Below are 16,835 nucleotides of genomic sequence, written 5' to 3'. Positions count from 1 at the left end.
GCATGACCTGTAGCCGGATGCCGCATCCGGCTACACAAATTTACTCCGCCAGAAAAAGCTCCAGCAGCGAATTTAAAAACAACTTCCCATGTTCCGTTATCTGCCAGTAATCCGCACACTCAGTGAGATAACCCTGAGCAATAGCCTCGTCTAACTGTGGGCGAATAACTTCTTCAGAAAGGCCAGTAAACTGGCTAAACTCCACGCGCGGCGCGGCCTCCAGCAGACGGAAGCGATTCATAAAGAACTCGAACGGCTTATCGGCGGCTTCAACATCGCGCTGGCTTTCCAGATACCGCCCCTGCATAAAACCGCGCGGATGCCGCGTTTTGGTGGTACGCAGAATGCGCCCATCCGGGAAGGTCACTTTGCCGTGCGCGCCGCAGCCAATACCGATGTAGTCACCAAATCGCCAGTAGTTGAGATTGTGCTGGCACTGATAACCGGGCTTGGCGTAAGCGGAAGTTTCATATTGCTGATAACCTGCCGCGGTTAACAACTGATGCCCCTGTTCGAAAATATCCCATAACGCATCATCGTCCGGCAGTACGGGAGGGCGCGAGCCAAACAGCGTATTGGGTTCGATGGTCAGTTGATACCAGGAAAGATGCGGCGGATTCAGTTCAATGGCCTGGCGCAGATCGCCAAGCGCCTCTTCCAGTGATTGATCCGGCAACCCATGCATCAAATCGAGGTTAAAACTACGCAGCCCCAGTCCGCTTGCCAGTTTTGCTGCACGTTTCGCTTCTTGCGGGCCATGAATGCGTCCAAGTCGTTTCAGCTTTTCTTCGCTAAAACTCTGCACACCAATAGAGATGCGGTTCACACCAGCACGCTGATAATCGACAAAGCGATCGGCTTCAACCGTACCAGGGTTCGCTTCCATAGTAATTTCTGCATCTGCTGCCAGCGGCAAACGCGCACGTACGCCGTCCAGCAGCGTTTGCATCGCCGGGCCGGAAAGCAGGCTCGGCGTACCACCGCCAATAAAGATTGTCTGCACTTCACGGTCCTGAGCGTAAGCCACATCGTTGTCCAGATCGCAAAGCAGATGCTGAACATAATCGTCATGCGGCACTTCCCCTTTCAACGCGTGAGAGTTGAAATCGCAGTACGGGCATTTCTGCACGCACCACGGGATGTGAATGTAGAGACTCAGCGGCGGTAATTTAACCATTACGTAAAGCGTCCAGCAGCAGTTTCAACGCCCGACCACGGTGAGAAATGGCGCTCTTTTCTTCGCGGGTCAGTTCGGCAGCGGTTTTCCCTTCGGAAGGTACGAAGAAGATTGGATCATAACCAAAGCCGCCAGTACCCGCTGGTTCACGAGTAATCACGCCCGGCCAGCTGCCGTGGCACACCAGCGGAGTGGGATCTTCCGCATGACGCAGATATACCAGCACGCAGTGGAAACGCGCCTGACGTTGGTCGTCCGGTACGTCTTTCAGTGTTTCCAGCAGTTTTTGCAGATTCTTTTGATCGGTCGCGTCTTCACCGGAATAACGCGCGGAGTAAATCCCTGGCGCACCGCCAAGCGCATCTACCGCCAGACCGGAGTCGTCGGCAATTGCCGGTAAACCGGTCACTTTTGCTGCATGGCGCGCTTTCAGAATCGCGTTTTCGATAAAGGTCAGGCCGGTTTCTTCAGCGGAATCTACGCCGAGGTCTGTTTGGGCCACGATATCAAGACCGAAGTCGCTAAGCAGCGACGCCAGCTCACGCACTTTACCGGCATTGCCGGTTGCGAGGACAACTTTTTGCATAGGATACCTAATTAATTAACGCCGCGATTTCTGGCGGGATTTGTTGCGGATTAATGATTTTAATTTGTTTGTGGCGGCCAAGTTCGCCTTTCTCAATCACCACCTGGCTTTTGGCTACCCGGAATTGCTTACCGAGAAACTTCACCAGATGGCTGTTGGCCTGACCGTCAACTGGCGGCGCAGTAATGGCGACTTTTACCTCGTCGCCATGTAAACCGACAATTGAATCACGGCTGGCTTTCGGCTGAATATAGAGCCGTAAAACCAGACCGTCATCGTTAACTGTTACGGCACTCATAACGCCATCCACAGCCCCGGCAGCAGCATGTTTCCGGTCGCCTGCAGCACTTCTGCGACACCCATATTGATGACATACAGCAGCAGAACGAGGATCATCGGCGAGAAATCAATCCCACCCATTGCCGGTAGCAGGCGGCGAATTGGACGCAGCAGCGGATCGGCAAGCTGAATCAGCACGTATTCAATTGGGCTACGACCCTGGCTTACCCAGCTCATAATCGCCATCACCAGCAGGACCCAGAAAATCAGCAGGCCGATGGTTTTCAGCAGAATCAGCAAACCTGCAATCCAGATGATCGGCAGGAAGGTCACCACTTTGAACAGCACGATGGCTTTGATAAAACTCAAAATGTACGCAACCAGCAGCGAGGCGCTGTCAATGGGTCCCATTGCCGGAATAACGCGGCGCAGTGGCCCGATAATTGGCTGTGTCACCTTCACCACAAACTGTGAGAAAGGGTTATAAAAATCACAATGAGCCCACTGCATCCAGATGCGTAATAACAGCACCATGGTATACAGCTCAATGACCGTTGAAAGCAGGAAAGTCAACGTATTCATGGCGTTCTTAAGATTCCTTATTTTTTAGAGTAATCACGTGCACCAAAGATGGCAGTGCCGATACGAACCATCGTGCTACCTGCCGCAATGGCGGCTTCCATATCGTCCGACATTCCCAGAGAGAGCGTGTCGATATGCGGGTAGCGCGTTTTCAGTCCGGCAAATGCTACAGCCATTTGGCGTGCAACTTCAAACTGCCTTACATATTCTGACTCAGGCGCAGGGATTGCCATCAGCCCGCGCAGACGTAAACGCGGTAGTTCAGCGACCGCAGCTGCCAGCTCGTCCAGTTCCGCCAGTTGAATCCCTGACTTGCTGTTTTCATCGCTAATATTGATTTGAATCAGCACGTTAAGAGGGGGGAGTTCTGCCGGTCGCTGGTCGTTCAGGCGTGTGGCGATACGCAAACGGTCGATGGTATGACACCAGTCGAAATGTTCTGCCACCAGGCGGCTTTTATTAGACTGCAACGGGCCAATAAAATGCCATTCTAATCCTGTTACGCCCAGCTCCTGAAAGTGGCGAATTTTATCTACCCCTTCCTGAACGTAGTTTTCACCAAATTGACGCTGCCCGGCATCAATGGCTTCTGCGATGGCGCTCGCAGGTTTTGTTTTACTGACAGCAAGCAGCGTAATTTCTTCTGGAGAACGGCCGCAACGCGTTGCAGCCGCTGAGATTTTGTCCCGGACCTGTGCCAGGTTATGCGCAATATCGTTCATTTTCCGAGGATCTTAGTATGAATATGGAAGAAATTGTGGCCCTTAGTGTAAAGCATAACGTCTCGGATCTACACCTGTGCAGCGCCTGGCCCGCACGATGGCGTATTCGAGGAAGAATGGAGGCCGCGCTGTTTGATGCGCCGGACGTGGAAGAGTTACTGCGAGAGTGGCTGGATGACGAGCAGCGGGCAATATTGCTGGAGAATGGGCAGCTTGATTTTGCGGTATCGCTGGGGGAAAACCAGCGATTGCGCGGCAGTGCGTTCGCCCAACGGCAAGGTATTTCTCTGGCGTTACGGTTGTTACCTTCGCACTGCCCGCAGCTCGAACAGCTTGGCGCGCCGCCGGTATTGCCGGAATTACTCAATAGCGAGAATGGCCTGATTCTGGTGACGGGGGCGACGGGGAGTGGTAAATCCACCACGCTGGCGGCAATGGTTGGCTATCTCAATCAACATGCCGATGCGCATATTCTGACGCTGGAAGATCCTGTGGAATATCTCTATGCCAGCCAGCGATGTTTGATCCAGCAGCGGGAAATTGGTTTGCACTGTATGACGTTCGCATCGGGATTGCGTGCCGCACTGCGGGAAGATCCCGATGTGATATTGCTCGGAGAGCTGCGTGACAGCGAGACAATCCGTCTGGCGCTAACGGCGGCAGAAACCGGGCATCTGGTGCTGGCGACATTACACACGCGCGGCGCAGCGCAGGCAGTTGAGCGACTGGTGGATTCGTTTCCTGCGCAGGAAAAAGATCCCGTGCGTAATCAACTGGCAGGTAGTTTACGGGCGGTGTTGTCACAAAAGCTTGAAGTGGATAAACAGGAAGGACGCGTGGCGCTGTTTGAATTACTGATTAACACACCTGCGGTGGGGAATTTGATTCGCGAAGGGAAAACCCACCAGTTACCACATGTTATTCAAACCGGGCAGCAGGTGGGGATGTTAACGTTTCAGCAGAGTTATCAGCAGCGGGTGGGGGAAGGGCGTTTGTGACGTTGCTGTGCCTGATACGAATTGTAAACATGCCCGATGCGCAAGCTTATCGGGCCTACAAAGGCAATAAACGTCTGATGCGACGCTTGCGCGTCTTATCAGACCTACAACCGCTGCCACATGCAGGCTGGATAAGGCATTCACGCTGCATCCGGCAAGATGGCGGTAACGACAATTCGCCAGGTTTTTAAATCGCCTTAATATCCCTGCTCAAAATAACTTTCGAGAATAATCACCGCAGAGGCAGAGTCGACTTTGCCTTTGTTGAGCGCCCGATAGCCGCCCTGTTCAAACAGACCGGAACGTGCTTCTACGGTGCTAAGCCGCTCGTCATGGAGCTTTACTTCAACACCAAAACGGCCATGAATACGGTTGGCAAATTTACGCGCTCTGGCAGTCAATGGTTGCTCGGTGCCGTCCATATTCAGTGGCAAACCGACGATGATTTCGTCTGGTTGCCACTCCTTCAGTAAACGCTCGATGAGGTTCCAGTCCGGCGTTCCGTCCTGTGCTTTAATTGCAGGCAAAGGGCGAGCGGTGCCGGTAATGCGTTGGCCGACCGCTACGCCAATGCTTTTGGTGCCGAAGTCGAAGGCGAGTAATGTTCCGCTCATCAGGCATGCCCTGCCACACCAGGCATGGTGAGAATATCAACACCAATCAGCCTTGCCGCATCGCGCCAGCGGTCAGCTATCGGTGTTTTGAACAGAATATTCAGATCTGCCGGGGCGGTTAACCACGCGTTATCGAGAATTTCTTGTTCCAGTTGGCCTTTATCCCAGGAGGAGTAACCAAGGGCTACCATCACGTCAGCAGGTTGTTTATCGGTGCCGAGTGTTTCCAGCACATCGCGGGAAGTGGTCATCACCGTGTTATCTGAAATGCGAATGCTGGACGCAAAATTGGATGGTGGGGTATGCAAAATAAACCCGCGATCTTCAGCCAGCGGACCGCCAAGCATAACCGGTTTGTCCAGACGGACAGATTCATCACGCGGCTCCGGCGTGATCTTCAGCTTTTCCAGAATCCCTTCAATTTTGAGATTTTCCAGTGGTTTGTTAATGATGATCCCCATTGCTCCATTGGTATTATGTTCGCAAATGTAGACCACGGAACGACGGAAAATCGGATCCTGGAGAGCAGGCATGGCAATAAGAAAGTGATGCTGTAAATTCATTGTCAGAGGTTCTGTTTCCTGGTTCAAAAAAGCAACAGCGCCCAGTATGCGTGGAAAGAAGGGCGCTGTCACTCATAGTCTCAACGAGATCCCTCTCGCTAAACAGGGTTACTGCTGCTGTAATCGTGCTTCAATAGCATCCATTAACATCCCGGTGATAGACACCGGAAACTCTGCTTCAATCTCACGAATACAGGTTGGGCTGGTGACGTTAATTTCAGTCAGGCGGTCACCGATAATATCCAGACCAACAAAAATCAGCCCTTTTTCTTTCAGCGTCGGTCCTACCTGACGGGCGATTTTCCAGTCGCTTTCCGTTAGCGGACGAGGTTCGCCACGACCACCGGCAGCCAGATTGCCACGGGTTTCGCCGCCCTGTGGAATACGCGCCAGACAGTACGGTACTGGTTCGCCATCCACCACCAGCACGCGCTTGTCACCATCTTTAATCGCTGGCAGATAATTTTGTGCCATGCAGTAGCGAGTGCCGTGCTCAGTCAAGGTTTCGGCAATCACACCAAGGTTCGGATCGCCTTCTTTCACGCGGAAAATCGACGCGCCGCCCATACCATCCAGCGGCTTGAGGATGATATCGCTGTGTTTTTCCCAGAACGCTTTCAACTGCGCTTTATTGCGCGTGACCAGTGTTTCTGGCGTTAAGTCAGAGAACCAGGCGGTAAACAGCTTCTCGTTACAGTCGCGCAGGCTCTGCGGCTTGTTAACAATCAGCGTTCCTTTCTCTTCGGCGCGTTCCAGAATATAGGTCGCGTAGATAAACTCGGTATCAAACGGCGGATCTTTACGCATCAGAATCACGTCGAGATCGGCCAGTTGCAGATCCTGCTCACCCGTGAACTCGTACCATTTATCGTAGTTCTGTTCGACGCTCAAAGTACGGGTACGAGCGCGAGCCTCACCGTTAATCAAATAGAGATCGGCCATCTCCATATAGTGAAGTTCGTAACCACGACGCTGTGCTTCCAGCAACATAGCGAAACTGGAATCTTTCTTGATGTTGATGCTTGCGATGGGGTCCATCACGATGCCGAGCTTGATCATTATTCTTCTCCGTTAGCCCAGATCGCCAAAACGCACTTGTAGCGCGGTAATGGCGGTGAGCGCAGTTGTCTCAGTACGCAGAACGCGAGGTCCCAACAGGATATCAGTAAATTCATAGCGGGCAGTCATGGCAATTTCATCTGCCGACAAACCGCCTTCCGGGCCAATCAGCAGGCGGACGCGTTCGACCGGTAGCGGCAACGTGTTGATGCTGTTACTGGCGCGCGGGTGAAGATTCAGTTTCAGTCCTTCATCTTGCTCTGCACACCAGGCTTCCAGATCCATCGCCGGGCGGATTTCTGGTACCCGATTACGACCACATTGCTCGCAGGCGGCAATTGCAATTTTCTGCCACTGCTGGAGCTTCTTGTTCAGACGTTCACTATCCAGTTTAACGCCGCAGCGTTCAGAAAAAAGTGGCGTAATGAGGCTTACGCCAAGTTCTATCGATTTCTGGATAGTGAATTCCATTTTTTCTCCGCGCGACATCACCTGACCAAGGTGAATATGCAAGGGAGATTCACGATCGTCTACCTGGCCTTCCAGCACTTTAACTTCCACGCTTTTTTTGCTGGCGCTGGTGATTTCTGCGTCAAAGACCTGGTTGCTGCCGTCAAATAACTGTAATGCCTGACCTGGCCCCATACGCAGGACGCGCCCGATATGGTTAGCGGCATCTTCACAAAGCGCGATCTGCGAATTGCTGGTGAGTGGTTCAGGATGATAAATGCGGGGGATACGCATGGTTAAATATCCGCGTCGTCTCCCCACGCGGTTGCGCGCGTGGGGTAGGGTTAACAAAAAGAATTTCGCTAGTGTAGGTTAGCTCTTTCGCGCCTGGCAAGCGCGTTGCACATACGGGTTGTGATTGCCTTGCACCTTCGCGATGCGTTCGTCACGCTCACACTCCCAGTCGGTGACCGGATACATTTTGTTCCAGGCGTTAAACAGCTGCGTTTGCTGGCGTGAGAGTGTCAGGTTGTACTGGTCACGCATGTAGAAGTAAATCCGCGCAATGGAACCACGGGCATGAGCTGGCGGTTCAGCAACTTTTTCTTTGAAATCAATCTTCATAGCGCACTGCCCATACTGCCCCTCGCCGCCATTCCACTGGCTGTACATAAAGTTGCCGCGATCGCCGTTCACTTCACCTATCGCGGGCTGCAGGTTATGCATATCGCTTTCGATTTGGCGATAAACCGGATCTTTAGCGCAGTTTTTACGACCGCCTTCCTGCCAGCACTGACGCTGGTGGCCGAACTGCCAGGCGGGAACAACATGTTCCCATTCTACGCGGCTGGCGCGGTTTTCATTTTTGCGCACCTGATACCCGCACGACTCCAGATCCACGATGCCTTTTTTACCCTGCCAGTTGATTTTACATCCGCAGTAAAATGTTCCCGGCACATCAGCGTAGACTTTTACCGCTGCTGTTTTCGCTTGGGAAAAACTATTGATGCCTTCGGCTAACGCCGTGCCGGATAATGCTGCGCTCAGTACCACCGCAGCCACAGACAAATTACGGTACATCACTTACTCCGTGTTAAAACGAGCGAGCAACGTAGCGAAAGTTGTTTTGGTATGCAATCAGCCAGATCAGTAAAATTCCTGATAGTTTCTGCTGGTTATTGGGCAACCAGTTGTTCGCCACAGTGAACGCAGCGATAGACGGCTTCGCCTCGTATCACGCGGTTATGACGACGTACGGTAAGCTGATGCTCCTGGCATTTGCAACGGTAGGAGAAAGTGTTACGGCGCACGGATTGCAGTTCAAACTGATGCGTACGGCGGGCGGGAACGCCCAGCACGCTTTCCATCATCCACTTCCACTCTTTGCCATGTGGCGCTACGCGACCAAAGTGTTTCCATACCAGCAAATGCGCCAGTTCGTGTGGCACCACTTCTTCTATAAAAGCCTCGCTGTTTTCCATCAGCAACACCGGATTGAGGCGAATTTCATAGCTTTCCAGCCAGGCCGTTCCGGCGGATGTGCCACGCTGGGTATAAGAGAGTTTTGGCTCCGGATAGTTACGCCCCAGCTTCAGGTTGGCCTGGGCGAGTTTTTCCCGCAGGCGACGCATTACGGCCTGTTGGATGGCGATAGGGAGACGGGATGTTTTCATAGCGGCAGAGGATAGAGCGAAGAAAAGATGACTGCAAGAGGTGGCTTCCTCCGCGACGGGAGGAAGCCTGGGGAGATTAATCGTGAGCGCCGATTTCGCGCAGTTTACGACCTTTCATCAGATTACGTTCAATGTGTTCCAGCGAAACGTGTTTGGTTTCCGGCACCAGCCACAGTGTCAGCAGGATAAACAGCACGTTCAGACCTGCGTAAACCCAGAAGGTATTGGCGTTGCCCAGCGTGTTGAGCATAGTCAGGAAGGTTGCGCCGACAATCATGTTGGCAATCCAGTTGGTAGCGGTGGAGCAGGTGATACCGAAGTCGCGGCCTTTCAGCGGCTGGATTTCAGAACACAGTACCCAAATCAACGGACCCGCGCTCATGGCAAAACCGACAATAAACATCAGCAGCATGGCGATGGCGAAATACTGCGCCGACGGTGAGTGAATACCGATGTGCATCATTGTACCCAGTACGCCCATGCCCACAGCCATCACCATGAAGCCCAGCGTCAACGTTGGTTTACGTCCCCAACGGTCAACAAGACCGATTGCGATAAAGGTGGCAAGTACGTTGGTCAGGCCGACAATCACGGTCCCCCACATTTGCTCTGTGGTGTTGGTATAACCCGCCAGTTCGAAGATTTTTGGCGCGTAGTACATGATGACGTTCATCCCGGTGAATTGCTGCATCACCTGCAACAGTACACCCAGGAACACCGCGCGACGGAAGTTACTGTTCTCTTTAAACAACGCCCAACCGCTCTGTTTAACCTGCAAACTTTCACGGATTTCATCCAGTTCGCGTTTGGCTTCCGCGCTGGTGTCGCGCAGGCGCAGTAGCACGCGTTCGGCATCAACAAAGCGGCGTTTAGCGGCAAACCAACGTGGGCTGTCTGGCAGGAAGAAGACGCCAATCAGTAGCAGAATCGCCGGGATGATAATCACACCCAGCATCCAGCGCCATGCACCGGTGTAGCTGAAGGCGGTATCAGAAAGATACGCGCCGAGGATCCCGATAGTGATCATCAACTGATACATCGAGATCATACTGCCGCGAATTTTCTCTGGCGCAATTTCAGAGAGGTACAGCGGCGCGGTATAGGAGGCCACACCTACCGCCAGTCCCAGCAGCACGCGGGAAAGAATCAGCACTTCAACGTTCGGTGCAGCGGCAGAGAACAGCGAACCGGCAACAAACAGGATTGCGCCAATCATCAGGCTCTTTTTGCGCCCGAGTTTAAAGGAGAGCCAGCCGCTACCCACCGCACCGACTGCGGCACCAAACATCATGGAGCTTACGACCCATTCTTGTGTGTGCGAGGTAATCTGGAATTCATCTGCAATAAACGGCAGTGCGCCAGCAATTACACCGATATCCAGGCCAAAGAGTAATCCCGCCAGAGCAGCAAGGAAGCAGACGAAAAACGTCATTGCCTTGTTTGACCGCCCCTGTTTTTTAGCGTCAGGCATGATGCCCTCCAATATGGTTATTTTTTATTGTGAATTAAGATAGGTGAGTACGACGTAAAAAGATGTGAAGCAAATCACATCAGTGTAATCGCTTACACTAGTATTCATTATGGTTATAATTTAAGTGCATGAAAATAATTGAGTTATATCATCATAGGTTAAACACAGTTATCTGAAATTAAGACTTTACTGAAAAGAAATGTAACAACTGTGAAAACTGAATAATAATATGAAAATATTACAAATATTTGACTGGTGTGGTTGGTGTAATCGGTTTCAGTAGTGATGATAATTTGCGGTAAAACGTGCTCAGGAAGAATGATGTTATTGTGCGGGCGGCTTTTTTCCGGATGCGGCTTGAACGGCTAATCCAGTCTACGAGCGCGGTGATATCTGTAGGTCGGATAAGATGCGGCAGCATCGCATCCGACACAATGCCGGATGCGGCGTGAACGCCTTATCCAGCCTACGAGCGCGGTGATATTTGTAGGTCGGATAAGATGCGGAAGCATCGCATCCGACACAATGCTGGATACGGCGTGAACGCCTTATCCAGCCTACGAGCGCGGGATATCTGTAGGTCGGATAAGATGCGGCAGCATCGCATCCGACACAATGCCAGATGCGGCGTGAACGCCTATCCACCGCGGTGAGGTAAAAGAAAAGGCCAGCGCGAGGCTGGCCTTTGAAAACTGGTGATTAAAGATTATTTCAGACCGGCAGCTTCACGCAGCAGTTGCGCTTTGTCGGTTTTTTCCCACGGGAAATGTTCGCGACCAAAGTGACCGTATGCTGCGGTTTCTTTGTAGATCGGGTGCAGCAGATCCAGCATCTGAATCAGACCGTATGGACGCAGGTCGAAGAACTCACGTACCAGCAGGGTCAGCTGTTCAGAAGGCACTTTCTCGGTACCGAAAGTTTCCACCATGATGGAGGTCGGTTCAGCCACGCCAATTGCGTAGGAAACCTGAATTTCGCAACGGTCAGCCAGGCCAGCAGCCACGATGTTTTTCGCGACATAACGTGCTGCGTAGGCTGCGGAACGGTCCACTTTTGATGGATCTTTACCGGAGAACGCACCGCCACCGTGACGCGCCATGCCGCCGTAGGTATCAACGATAATTTTACGACCAGTCAGACCGCAGTCACCCATCGGGCCACCGATAACAAAACGACCGGTCGGGTTGATGAAGAACTTGGTTGCGGAAGTCAGCCATTCAGCGGGCAGAATCGGCTTGATGATCTCTTCCATTACCGCTTCTTGCAGCGATTTCTGGTCGATATCTTCAGAGTGCTGAGTGGAAAGTACTACAGCATCGATGCCGACGATTTTGCCGTCGTCATACTGGAAAGTCACCTGGCTTTTCGCGTCCGGGCGCAGCCACGGCAGAGTGCCGTTTTTACGCACTTCAGCCTGACGCTGTACCAGACGGTGTGCATAGGTGATAGGTGCTGGCATCAGCACGTCGGTTTCGTTGGTTGCGTAACCAAACATCAGACCCTGGTCACCCGCGCCCTGTTCCAGCGGATCGGCACGGTCAACACCCTGGTTGATGTCAGGAGACTGTTTGCCGATGGCGCTCAGAACCGCACAGGAGTTAGCGTCAAAGCCCATGTCGGAATGTACATAGCCAATTTCGCGAACGGTGTTACGGGTGATCTCTTCGATGTCTACCCAGGCGCTGGTGGTGATTTCACCGCCAACTAAAACCATGCCGGTTTTTACGTAGGTTTCGCAAGCAACGCGTGCTTTCGGATCCTGTTCGAGGATCGCGTCTAAAACGGCATCAGAGATTTGGTCAGCAATTTTGTCAGGATGCCCTTCAGAGACGGACTCGGACGTAAAAAGGTGTTTTGCCATATTTAATATCACCAAAAGAGAATTTAGTTAGCTCAAACTGTTGTGTGTGTTTTCTGTGGTAGCGGCTCTTTCCACGACTCTGCAGGTTAAAAACACTGGCAGTCTGAGTGTTAATCAGTATGGATGGATTAACATCTGGACGGCTATTTTAGGTCAATACGTCATCCGATTTCCACTTTTTTTTGAACGGTGTCTCATTCTGTTAAAAGCGTGGCTGGAAATTTTTCCTGACAATGCTGGCATTCTTCGTATTTATCTTTTGCAATTTTCTGCCATTGTGGGGTATAAAACGCGGCGCGCGGCTTAAATAAAAAGCACACGACGTTTCTTTCGTGTTGCCACTTCCAGCCGGGTTGAAATCAGAGTTTTGGCTTGTGGGTTCGTCTTAACGGGCGGCCGTGGAGGTGATACGAAATAATGAACCGTTGTCTGCTGCTTAACCTGTCTCACCGTTCTGGTGAAGATTCGTTCCCCGCACTCTGCATCTCTGCTTTGCATACCTGCCGATGTTATACCCATCTCGGCGCTTCTCAGGATTCAAGAGCTGGTTACAGTTACTGAGGACTGAACAAGGGCGCTCTTGTAAAAACAAGAGTTTTCTCGTGGTTTCGCCGAACTGTCACACTTATGTTCGGTTATGTGCTTAATAATGTTATGAAAAAGAAACCGGTTGCGCAGTCGGAGCGTCAGCATACACTGCTGGAAAATCCATGTGCTTATGGGTTGTTATCGCAGTTTCAGGCTGCGATAGTGGTTAACTGTTTTACACTTAATAAAATAATTTGAGGTTCGCTATGTCTGACGACATGTCTATGAGTTTGCCTTCGTCAGCGGGCGAACACGGTGTACTACGCTCCATGCAGGAGGTTGCAATGAGCTCCCAGGAAGCCAGCAAGATGCTGCGTACCTACAATATTGCCTGGTGGGGCAATAACTACTATGACGTTAACGAGCTGGGCCACATCAGCGTGTGCCCGGACCCGGACGTCCCGGAAGCTCGCGTCGATCTCGCGCAGTTGGTGAAAACCCGTGAAGCACAGGGCCAGCGTCTGCCTGCACTGTTCTGTTTCCCGCAGATCCTGCAGCACCGTTTGCGTTCCATAAACGCCGCGTTTAAACGTGCGCGGGAATCCTACGGCTATAACGGCGATTACTTCCTCGTTTATCCAATTAAAGTTAACCAGCATCGCCGCGTGATTGAGTCCCTGATTCATTCTGGCGAACCGCTGGGACTGGAAGCAGGCTCGAAAGCAGAGTTGATGGCGGTGTTGGCGCATGCTGGCATGACCCGCAGCGTCATCGTCTGTAATGGTTATAAAGACCGCGAATATATCCGCCTGGCATTAATTGGCGAGAAGATGGGCCACAAGGTCTATCTGGTCATTGAGAAGATGTCAGAAATCGCCATTGTGCTGGATGAAGCAGAACGTCTGAATGTCGTTCCTCGTCTGGGCGTGCGTGCACGTCTGGCTTCGCAGGGATCGGGTAAATGGCAGTCCTCCGGTGGGGAAAAATCGAAGTTCGGCCTGGCAGCGACTCAGGTACTGCAACTGGTTGAAACGTTGCGTGAAGCCGGGCGTCTCGACAGCCTGCAACTGCTGCACTTCCACCTTGGTTCGCAGATGGCGAATATTCGCGATATCGCCACGGGCGTTCGTGAATCAGCCCGCTTCTATGTTGAGCTGCACAAGCTGGGCGTCAATATTCAGTGCTTCGACGTCGGCGGCGGTCTGGGCGTGGACTATGAAGGTACTCGTTCGCAGTCCGACTGTTCGGTGAACTACGGCCTCAATGAATATGCCAACAACATCATCTGGGCGATTGGTGATGCGTGTGAAGAAAATGGTCTGCCGCATCCGACGGTAATCACCGAATCGGGTCGTGCGGTGACTGCGCATCACACCGTGCTGGTGTCTAATATCATCGGCGTGGAACGTAACGAATATACGGTGCCGACCGCGCCCGCAGAAGATGCGCCGCGCGCACTGCAAAGCATGTGGGAAACCTGGCAGGAGATGCACGAACCGGGAACTCGCCGTTCTCTGCGTGAATGGTTACACGACAGCCAGATGGATCTGCACGACATTCATATCGGCTACTCTTCCGGCACCTTTAGCCTGCAAGAACGCGCATGGGCTGAGCAGCTTTATTTGAGCATGTGCCATGAAGTGCAGAAGCAGCTGGATCCGCAAAACCGTGCGCATCGTCCGATTATCGACGAGCTGCAGGAACGTATGGCGGACAAAATGTATGTCAACTTCTCGCTGTTCCAGTCGATGCCGGATGCGTGGGGGATCGACCAGTTGTTCCCGGTACTGCCGCTGGAAGGGCTGGATCAAGTGCCGGAACGCCGCGCTGTGCTGCTGGATATTACCTGTGACTCTGACGGTGCTATCGACCACTATATTGATGGTGACGGTATTGCCACGACAATGCCTATGCCGGAGTACGATCCGGAGAATCCGCCGATGCTCGGTTTCTTTATGGTCGGCGCATATCAGGAGATCCTCGGCAACATGCACAACCTGTTCGGTGATACCGAAGCGGTTGACGTGTTCGTGTTCCCTGACGGTAGTGTAGAAGTGGAACTGTCTGACGAAGGCGATACCGTGGCGGACATGCTGCAATATGTACAGCTCGATCCGAAAACGCTGTTAACCCAGTTCCGTGATCAAGTGAAGAAAACCGATCTGGATGCTGAGCTGCAACAACAGTTCCTGGAAGAGTTCGAGGCAGGTTTGTACGGTTATACCTATCTTGAAGATGAATAATTAAGATTATTCCACTGGCGGGCCGATTTATTTACGTAAATCGGCCCGCTTTCTTTTTATATATTCTTAAAAATAATTTGGCTGCTTTTATTATTAAATAATCCCCCTACAATCGCTGCATTAATTAAATAGAGGGAACGGTTATGAAAAAATGGAAAGTATGTAGCGCACTGGTAGCATTAGTCGTGCTGCTGGCAGGTTGCGCAAGTAATGCGCAGTATAATAGCAGTGCATCGGGCAATGTCGGCACCGCCTGGGGTGGGGATGTGCACTCAACGGTTCAGGGCGTATCTGCTGAGCGAGCCTGGCGCGATCCGGCGGAGATGATCGTTATTAGTTATTCGACTAATGTTCCTTCCGGCTACGACCGTGTTTATAGCATTCGGATTAACGAACTGGAATATGCTATTCGCGATGGTAATTTTAATTCGTTACCTATTACGCGAGTGTATGATTCATCAAATAATGAACCACGCTATATTGTCCGTGCCAGAGTAGGAATGAATTATCAATTATATGTCCGCAATTACAGTCGTAACACCAACTACGAGATCGTTGCTACGGTTGATGGCCTGGATGTTCTGAACGGTAAACAAGGTTCGCTGAATAACAACGGTTATATTGTGAATGCCGGAGATTCTTTAGCGATTAAAGGATTCCGTAAAGATAAACATACCGAAGCGGCTTTTCAGTTCGCCAACGTTGCTGATTCCTACGCAGCCAATTCGGCGCAAGGCGATGTGCGTAATACCGGTGTAATCGGCTTTGCCGCCTTTGAATTACAAGGCCCGGCGCAAAACGCGCTGCCGCCGTGCTCTGGACAAGCGTTTCCGGCGGACAACAATGGCTATGCGCCGCCGCCGTGCCGTAAATAGTAACCTTGCTTGATGCCTCGCCCATTTAAGGCGATAATTAGCACAAACTTGTGTTTCGCAAATCCAACCCTTCCTCGTCGGGCCTAACGACGCGGAAGGGTTTTTTTATATCGACTTTGTAATAGGAGTCCATCCATGAGCACCTTAGGTCATCAATACGATAACTCACTGGTTTCCAACGCCTTTGGTTTTTTACGCCTGCCGATGAACTTCCAGCCGTATGACAGCGATGCTGACTGGGTGATTACTGGCGTGCCGTTCGATATGGCCACTTCTGGTCGTGCGGGTGGTCGTCACGGTCCGGCAGCTATCCGTCAGGTTTCGACGAATCTGGCCTGGGAACACAACCGCTTCCCGTGGAATTTCGACATGCGTGAGCGTCTGAACGTGGTGGACTGCGGTGATCTGGTATATGCCTTCGGCGATGCCCGTGAGATGAGCGAGAAGCTGCAGGCGCACGCCGAGAAGCTGCTGGCTGCTGGTAAGCGTATGCTCTCCTTCGGTGGTGACCACTTTGTTACGCTGCCGCTGCTGCGTGCACATGCGAAGCATTTCGGCAAAATGGCACTGGTACACTTTGATGCCCACACCGATACCTACGCGAACGGTTGTGAATTTGACCACGGCACCATGTTCTATACTGCGCCGAAAGAAGGACTGATCGACCCGAATCATTCCGTGCAGATTGGTATTCGTACCGAGTTTGATAAAGACAACGGCTTTACCGTGCTGGACGCCTGCCAGGTGAACGATCGCAGCGTGGATGATGTTATCGCCCAGGTGAAACAGATTGTTGGTGATATGCCGGTTTACCTGACCTTTGATATTGACTGCCTGGATCCTGCTTTTGCACCAGGCACCGGTACGCCGGTGATTGGCGGTCTGACCTCCGATCGCGCTATTAAACTGGTACGCGGCCTGAAAGATCTCAACATCGTTGGGATGGACGTAGTGGAAGTGGCTCCGGCATACGATCAGTCGGAAATCACCGCTCTGGCTGCGGCAACGCTGGCGCTGGAGATGTTGTATATTCAGGCGGCGAAAAAGGGCGAGTAAGCGCAGGATAAGATGCGCACAGGGTAACGTGCCATTAATGTCAGATGCGGCGTGAACGCCTTATCTAACTTACGTTCGGCGCCCGTAGGCCGGATAAG

The 16,835-nt window shown here is 52.1% G+C and carries 20 protein-coding genes; 7 read left to right on the top strand and 13 right to left on the bottom strand.

Annotated features, from left to right (window positions below):
* Window positions 1–40: 40 nt before the first annotated feature.
* Genes hemW through yggS form a run of 5 tightly spaced genes read right to left on the bottom strand, consistent with a single transcriptional unit; the run spans window position 41 to window position 3,346 of the window.
* Window positions 41–1,177: a radical SAM family heme chaperone HemW gene (gene hemW / locus FEM44_RS04675; protein ID WP_135521070.1), complete on the bottom strand. Its 1,137-nt coding sequence runs from the start codon at window positions 1,175–1,177 to the stop codon at window positions 41–43.
* Entirely contained in the window at window positions 1,170–1,763 is a 594-nt protein-coding gene (locus FEM44_RS04670; RefSeq protein ID WP_130207915.1) for an XTP/dITP diphosphatase, read from the bottom strand. Before FEM44_RS04670 ends, hemW begins: the two co-directional genes overlap by 8 nt.
* A 7-nt stretch (window positions 1,764–1,770) precedes the next feature.
* Window positions 1,771–2,061: a DUF167 family protein YggU gene (yggU, locus tag FEM44_RS04665; RefSeq protein ID WP_001277222.1), complete on the bottom strand. Its 291-nt coding sequence runs from the start codon at window positions 2,059–2,061 to the stop codon at window positions 1,771–1,773.
* Window positions 2,058–2,624, bottom strand: a complete 567-nt coding sequence (gene yggT, locus FEM44_RS04660) for an osmotic shock tolerance protein YggT (RefSeq protein ID WP_001094831.1) — start codon at window positions 2,622–2,624, stop codon at window positions 2,058–2,060. The genes yggU and yggT overlap by 4 nt, the downstream gene beginning before the upstream one ends.
* Before the next feature lie 17 nt (window positions 2,625–2,641).
* On the bottom strand, window positions 2,642–3,346 hold the full coding sequence (gene yggS / locus FEM44_RS04655; RefSeq protein ID WP_000997795.1) for a pyridoxal phosphate homeostasis protein: 705 nt from the start codon (window positions 3,344–3,346) through the stop codon (window positions 2,642–2,644).
* A gap of 17 nt (window positions 3,347–3,363) precedes the next feature.
* On the opposite strand from yggS, the gene FEM44_RS04650 reads away from it, so the two are divergent.
* On the top strand, window positions 3,364–4,344 hold the full coding sequence (locus FEM44_RS04650) for a PilT/PilU family type 4a pilus ATPase (RefSeq protein WP_135521072.1): 981 nt from the start codon (window positions 3,364–3,366) through the stop codon (window positions 4,342–4,344).
* Between the two features lie 197 nt (window positions 4,345–4,541).
* Here FEM44_RS04650 and ruvX read toward each other — a convergent pair whose 3' ends face one another.
* The 8 genes from ruvX to metK all read right to left on the bottom strand — a co-directional run bounded on the left by ruvX (window position 4,542) and on the right by metK (window position 12,035).
* On the bottom strand, window positions 4,542–4,958 hold the full coding sequence (ruvX, locus tag FEM44_RS04645; protein ID WP_000017111.1) for a Holliday junction resolvase RuvX: 417 nt from the start codon (window positions 4,956–4,958) through the stop codon (window positions 4,542–4,544).
* Entirely contained in the window at window positions 4,958–5,521 is a 564-nt protein-coding gene (locus tag FEM44_RS04640; protein ID WP_130207909.1) for a YqgE/AlgH family protein, read from the bottom strand. Before FEM44_RS04640 ends, ruvX begins: the two co-directional genes overlap by 1 nt.
* Window positions 5,522–5,629: 108 nt before the next feature.
* Window positions 5,630–6,580: a glutathione synthase gene (gene gshB, locus FEM44_RS04635; RefSeq protein WP_130207907.1), complete on the bottom strand. Its 951-nt coding sequence runs from the start codon at window positions 6,578–6,580 to the stop codon at window positions 5,630–5,632.
* Between the two features lie 12 nt (window positions 6,581–6,592).
* A complete protein-coding gene (rsmE, locus tag FEM44_RS04630) occupies window positions 6,593–7,324 on the bottom strand; it encodes a 16S rRNA (uracil(1498)-N(3))-methyltransferase (RefSeq protein ID WP_135521074.1) in 732 nt (243 codons plus the stop codon).
* Between the two features lie 78 nt (window positions 7,325–7,402).
* Window positions 7,403–8,110, bottom strand: a complete 708-nt coding sequence (gene endA, locus FEM44_RS04625; RefSeq protein ID WP_135521076.1) for a deoxyribonuclease I — start codon at window positions 8,108–8,110, stop codon at window positions 7,403–7,405.
* A 95-nt stretch (window positions 8,111–8,205) separates the two neighbouring features.
* Window positions 8,206–8,703, bottom strand: coding sequence for a SprT family zinc-dependent metalloprotease (locus FEM44_RS04620; protein ID WP_130258039.1), 498 nt, complete (start codon window positions 8,701–8,703; stop codon window positions 8,206–8,208).
* Window positions 8,704–8,779: 76 nt separating this feature from the next.
* Complete coding sequence (gene galP / locus FEM44_RS04615; RefSeq protein ID WP_130207899.1) at window positions 8,780–10,174, bottom strand: galactose/proton symporter; 1,395 nt, start codon at window positions 10,172–10,174, stop codon at window positions 8,780–8,782.
* Between the two features lie 706 nt (window positions 10,175–10,880).
* A complete protein-coding gene (gene metK, locus FEM44_RS04610) occupies window positions 10,881–12,035 on the bottom strand; it encodes a methionine adenosyltransferase (RefSeq protein ID WP_130207895.1) in 1,155 nt (384 codons plus the stop codon).
* Window positions 12,036–12,090: 55 nt separating this feature from the next.
* Here metK and FEM44_RS25735 point away from each other — a divergent pair, with 55 nt between their 5' ends.
* From FEM44_RS25735 to speB, 6 genes are all read left to right on the top strand, one after another.
* On the top strand, window positions 12,091–12,342 hold the full coding sequence (locus FEM44_RS25735) for a hypothetical protein (protein WP_276608958.1): 252 nt from the start codon (window positions 12,091–12,093) through the stop codon (window positions 12,340–12,342).
* A 110-nt stretch (window positions 12,343–12,452) separates the two neighbouring features.
* Entirely contained in the window at window positions 12,453–12,596 is a 144-nt protein-coding gene (gene yqgG / locus FEM44_RS25730; RefSeq protein WP_001297404.1) for a protein YqgG, read from the top strand.
* Between the two features lie 93 nt (window positions 12,597–12,689).
* Entirely contained in the window at window positions 12,690–12,821 is a 132-nt protein-coding gene (gene yqgB, locus FEM44_RS04605) for an acid stress response protein YqgB (protein WP_001338822.1), read from the top strand.
* 8 nt (window positions 12,822–12,829) lie between these two features.
* Window positions 12,830–14,806, top strand: coding sequence for a biosynthetic arginine decarboxylase (gene speA / locus FEM44_RS04600; protein ID WP_010347927.1), 1,977 nt, complete (start codon window positions 12,830–12,832; stop codon window positions 14,804–14,806).
* 143 nt (window positions 14,807–14,949) lie between these two features.
* Complete coding sequence (locus FEM44_RS04595; RefSeq protein ID WP_135521079.1) at window positions 14,950–15,681, top strand: hypothetical protein; 732 nt, start codon at window positions 14,950–14,952, stop codon at window positions 15,679–15,681.
* A gap of 135 nt (window positions 15,682–15,816) precedes the next feature.
* Window positions 15,817–16,737 carry an agmatinase gene (gene speB / locus FEM44_RS04590; protein ID WP_000105566.1) on the top strand — a complete coding sequence of 307 codons (921 nt, stop codon included), beginning with the start codon at window positions 15,817–15,819 and terminating at the stop codon, window positions 16,735–16,737.
* Window positions 16,738–16,835 lie beyond the last annotated feature (98 nt).

This window comes from Escherichia sp. E4742, from assembly GCF_005843885.1.
Classification (GTDB): Bacteria; Pseudomonadota; Gammaproteobacteria; order Enterobacterales; family Enterobacteriaceae; genus Escherichia.
Note: the sequence above shows the minus strand (reverse complement) of the source record. Positions and strands in the feature narration are given on the sequence as shown.

Bases quoted from the DNA above. Each gene is read 5' to 3' on its own strand.
- FEM44_RS04595 (WP_135521079.1), top strand. From the start codon at position 14,950: ATGAAAAAATGGAAAGTATGTAGCGCACTGGTAGCATTAGTCGTGCTG.
- galP (WP_130207899.1), bottom strand. From the start codon at position 10,174: ATGCCTGACGCTAAAAAACAGGGGCGGTCAAACAAGGCAATGACGTTT.
- speA (WP_010347927.1), top strand. From the start codon at position 12,830: ATGTCTGACGACATGTCTATGAGTTTGCCTTCGTCAGCGGGCGAACAC.
- yggS (WP_000997795.1), bottom strand. From the start codon at position 3,346: ATGAACGATATTGCGCATAACCTGGCACAGGTCCGGGACAAAATCTCA.
- yggU (WP_001277222.1), bottom strand. From the start codon at position 2,061: ATGAGTGCCGTAACAGTTAACGATGACGGTCTGGTTTTACGGCTCTAT.
- yggT (WP_001094831.1), bottom strand. From the start codon at position 2,624: ATGAATACGTTGACTTTCCTGCTTTCAACGGTCATTGAGCTGTATACC.
- speB (WP_000105566.1), top strand. From the start codon at position 15,817: ATGAGCACCTTAGGTCATCAATACGATAACTCACTGGTTTCCAACGCC.
- yqgB (WP_001338822.1), top strand. From the start codon at position 12,690: ATGAAAAAGAAACCGGTTGCGCAGTCGGAGCGTCAGCATACACTGCTG.
- FEM44_RS04650 (WP_135521072.1), top strand. From the start codon at position 3,364: ATGAATATGGAAGAAATTGTGGCCCTTAGTGTAAAGCATAACGTCTCG.
- hemW (WP_135521070.1), bottom strand. From the start codon at position 1,177: ATGGTTAAATTACCGCCGCTGAGTCTCTACATTCACATCCCGTGGTGC.
- FEM44_RS04640 (WP_130207909.1), bottom strand. From the start codon at position 5,521: ATGAATTTACAGCATCACTTTCTTATTGCCATGCCTGCTCTCCAGGAT.
- metK (WP_130207895.1), bottom strand. From the start codon at position 12,035: ATGGCAAAACACCTTTTTACGTCCGAGTCCGTCTCTGAAGGGCATCCT.
- gshB (WP_130207907.1), bottom strand. From the start codon at position 6,580: ATGATCAAGCTCGGCATCGTGATGGACCCCATCGCAAGCATCAACATC.
- FEM44_RS04670 (WP_130207915.1), bottom strand. From the start codon at position 1,763: ATGCAAAAAGTTGTCCTCGCAACCGGCAATGCCGGTAAAGTGCGTGAG.
- rsmE (WP_135521074.1), bottom strand. From the start codon at position 7,324: ATGCGTATCCCCCGCATTTATCATCCTGAACCACTCACCAGCAATTCG.
- ruvX (WP_000017111.1), bottom strand. From the start codon at position 4,958: ATGAGCGGAACATTACTCGCCTTCGACTTCGGCACCAAAAGCATTGGC.
- FEM44_RS04620 (WP_130258039.1), bottom strand. From the start codon at position 8,703: ATGAAAACATCCCGTCTCCCTATCGCCATCCAACAGGCCGTAATGCGT.
- yqgG (WP_001297404.1), top strand. From the start codon at position 12,453: ATGAACCGTTGTCTGCTGCTTAACCTGTCTCACCGTTCTGGTGAAGAT.
- endA (WP_135521076.1), bottom strand. From the start codon at position 8,110: ATGTACCGTAATTTGTCTGTGGCTGCGGTGGTACTGAGCGCAGCATTA.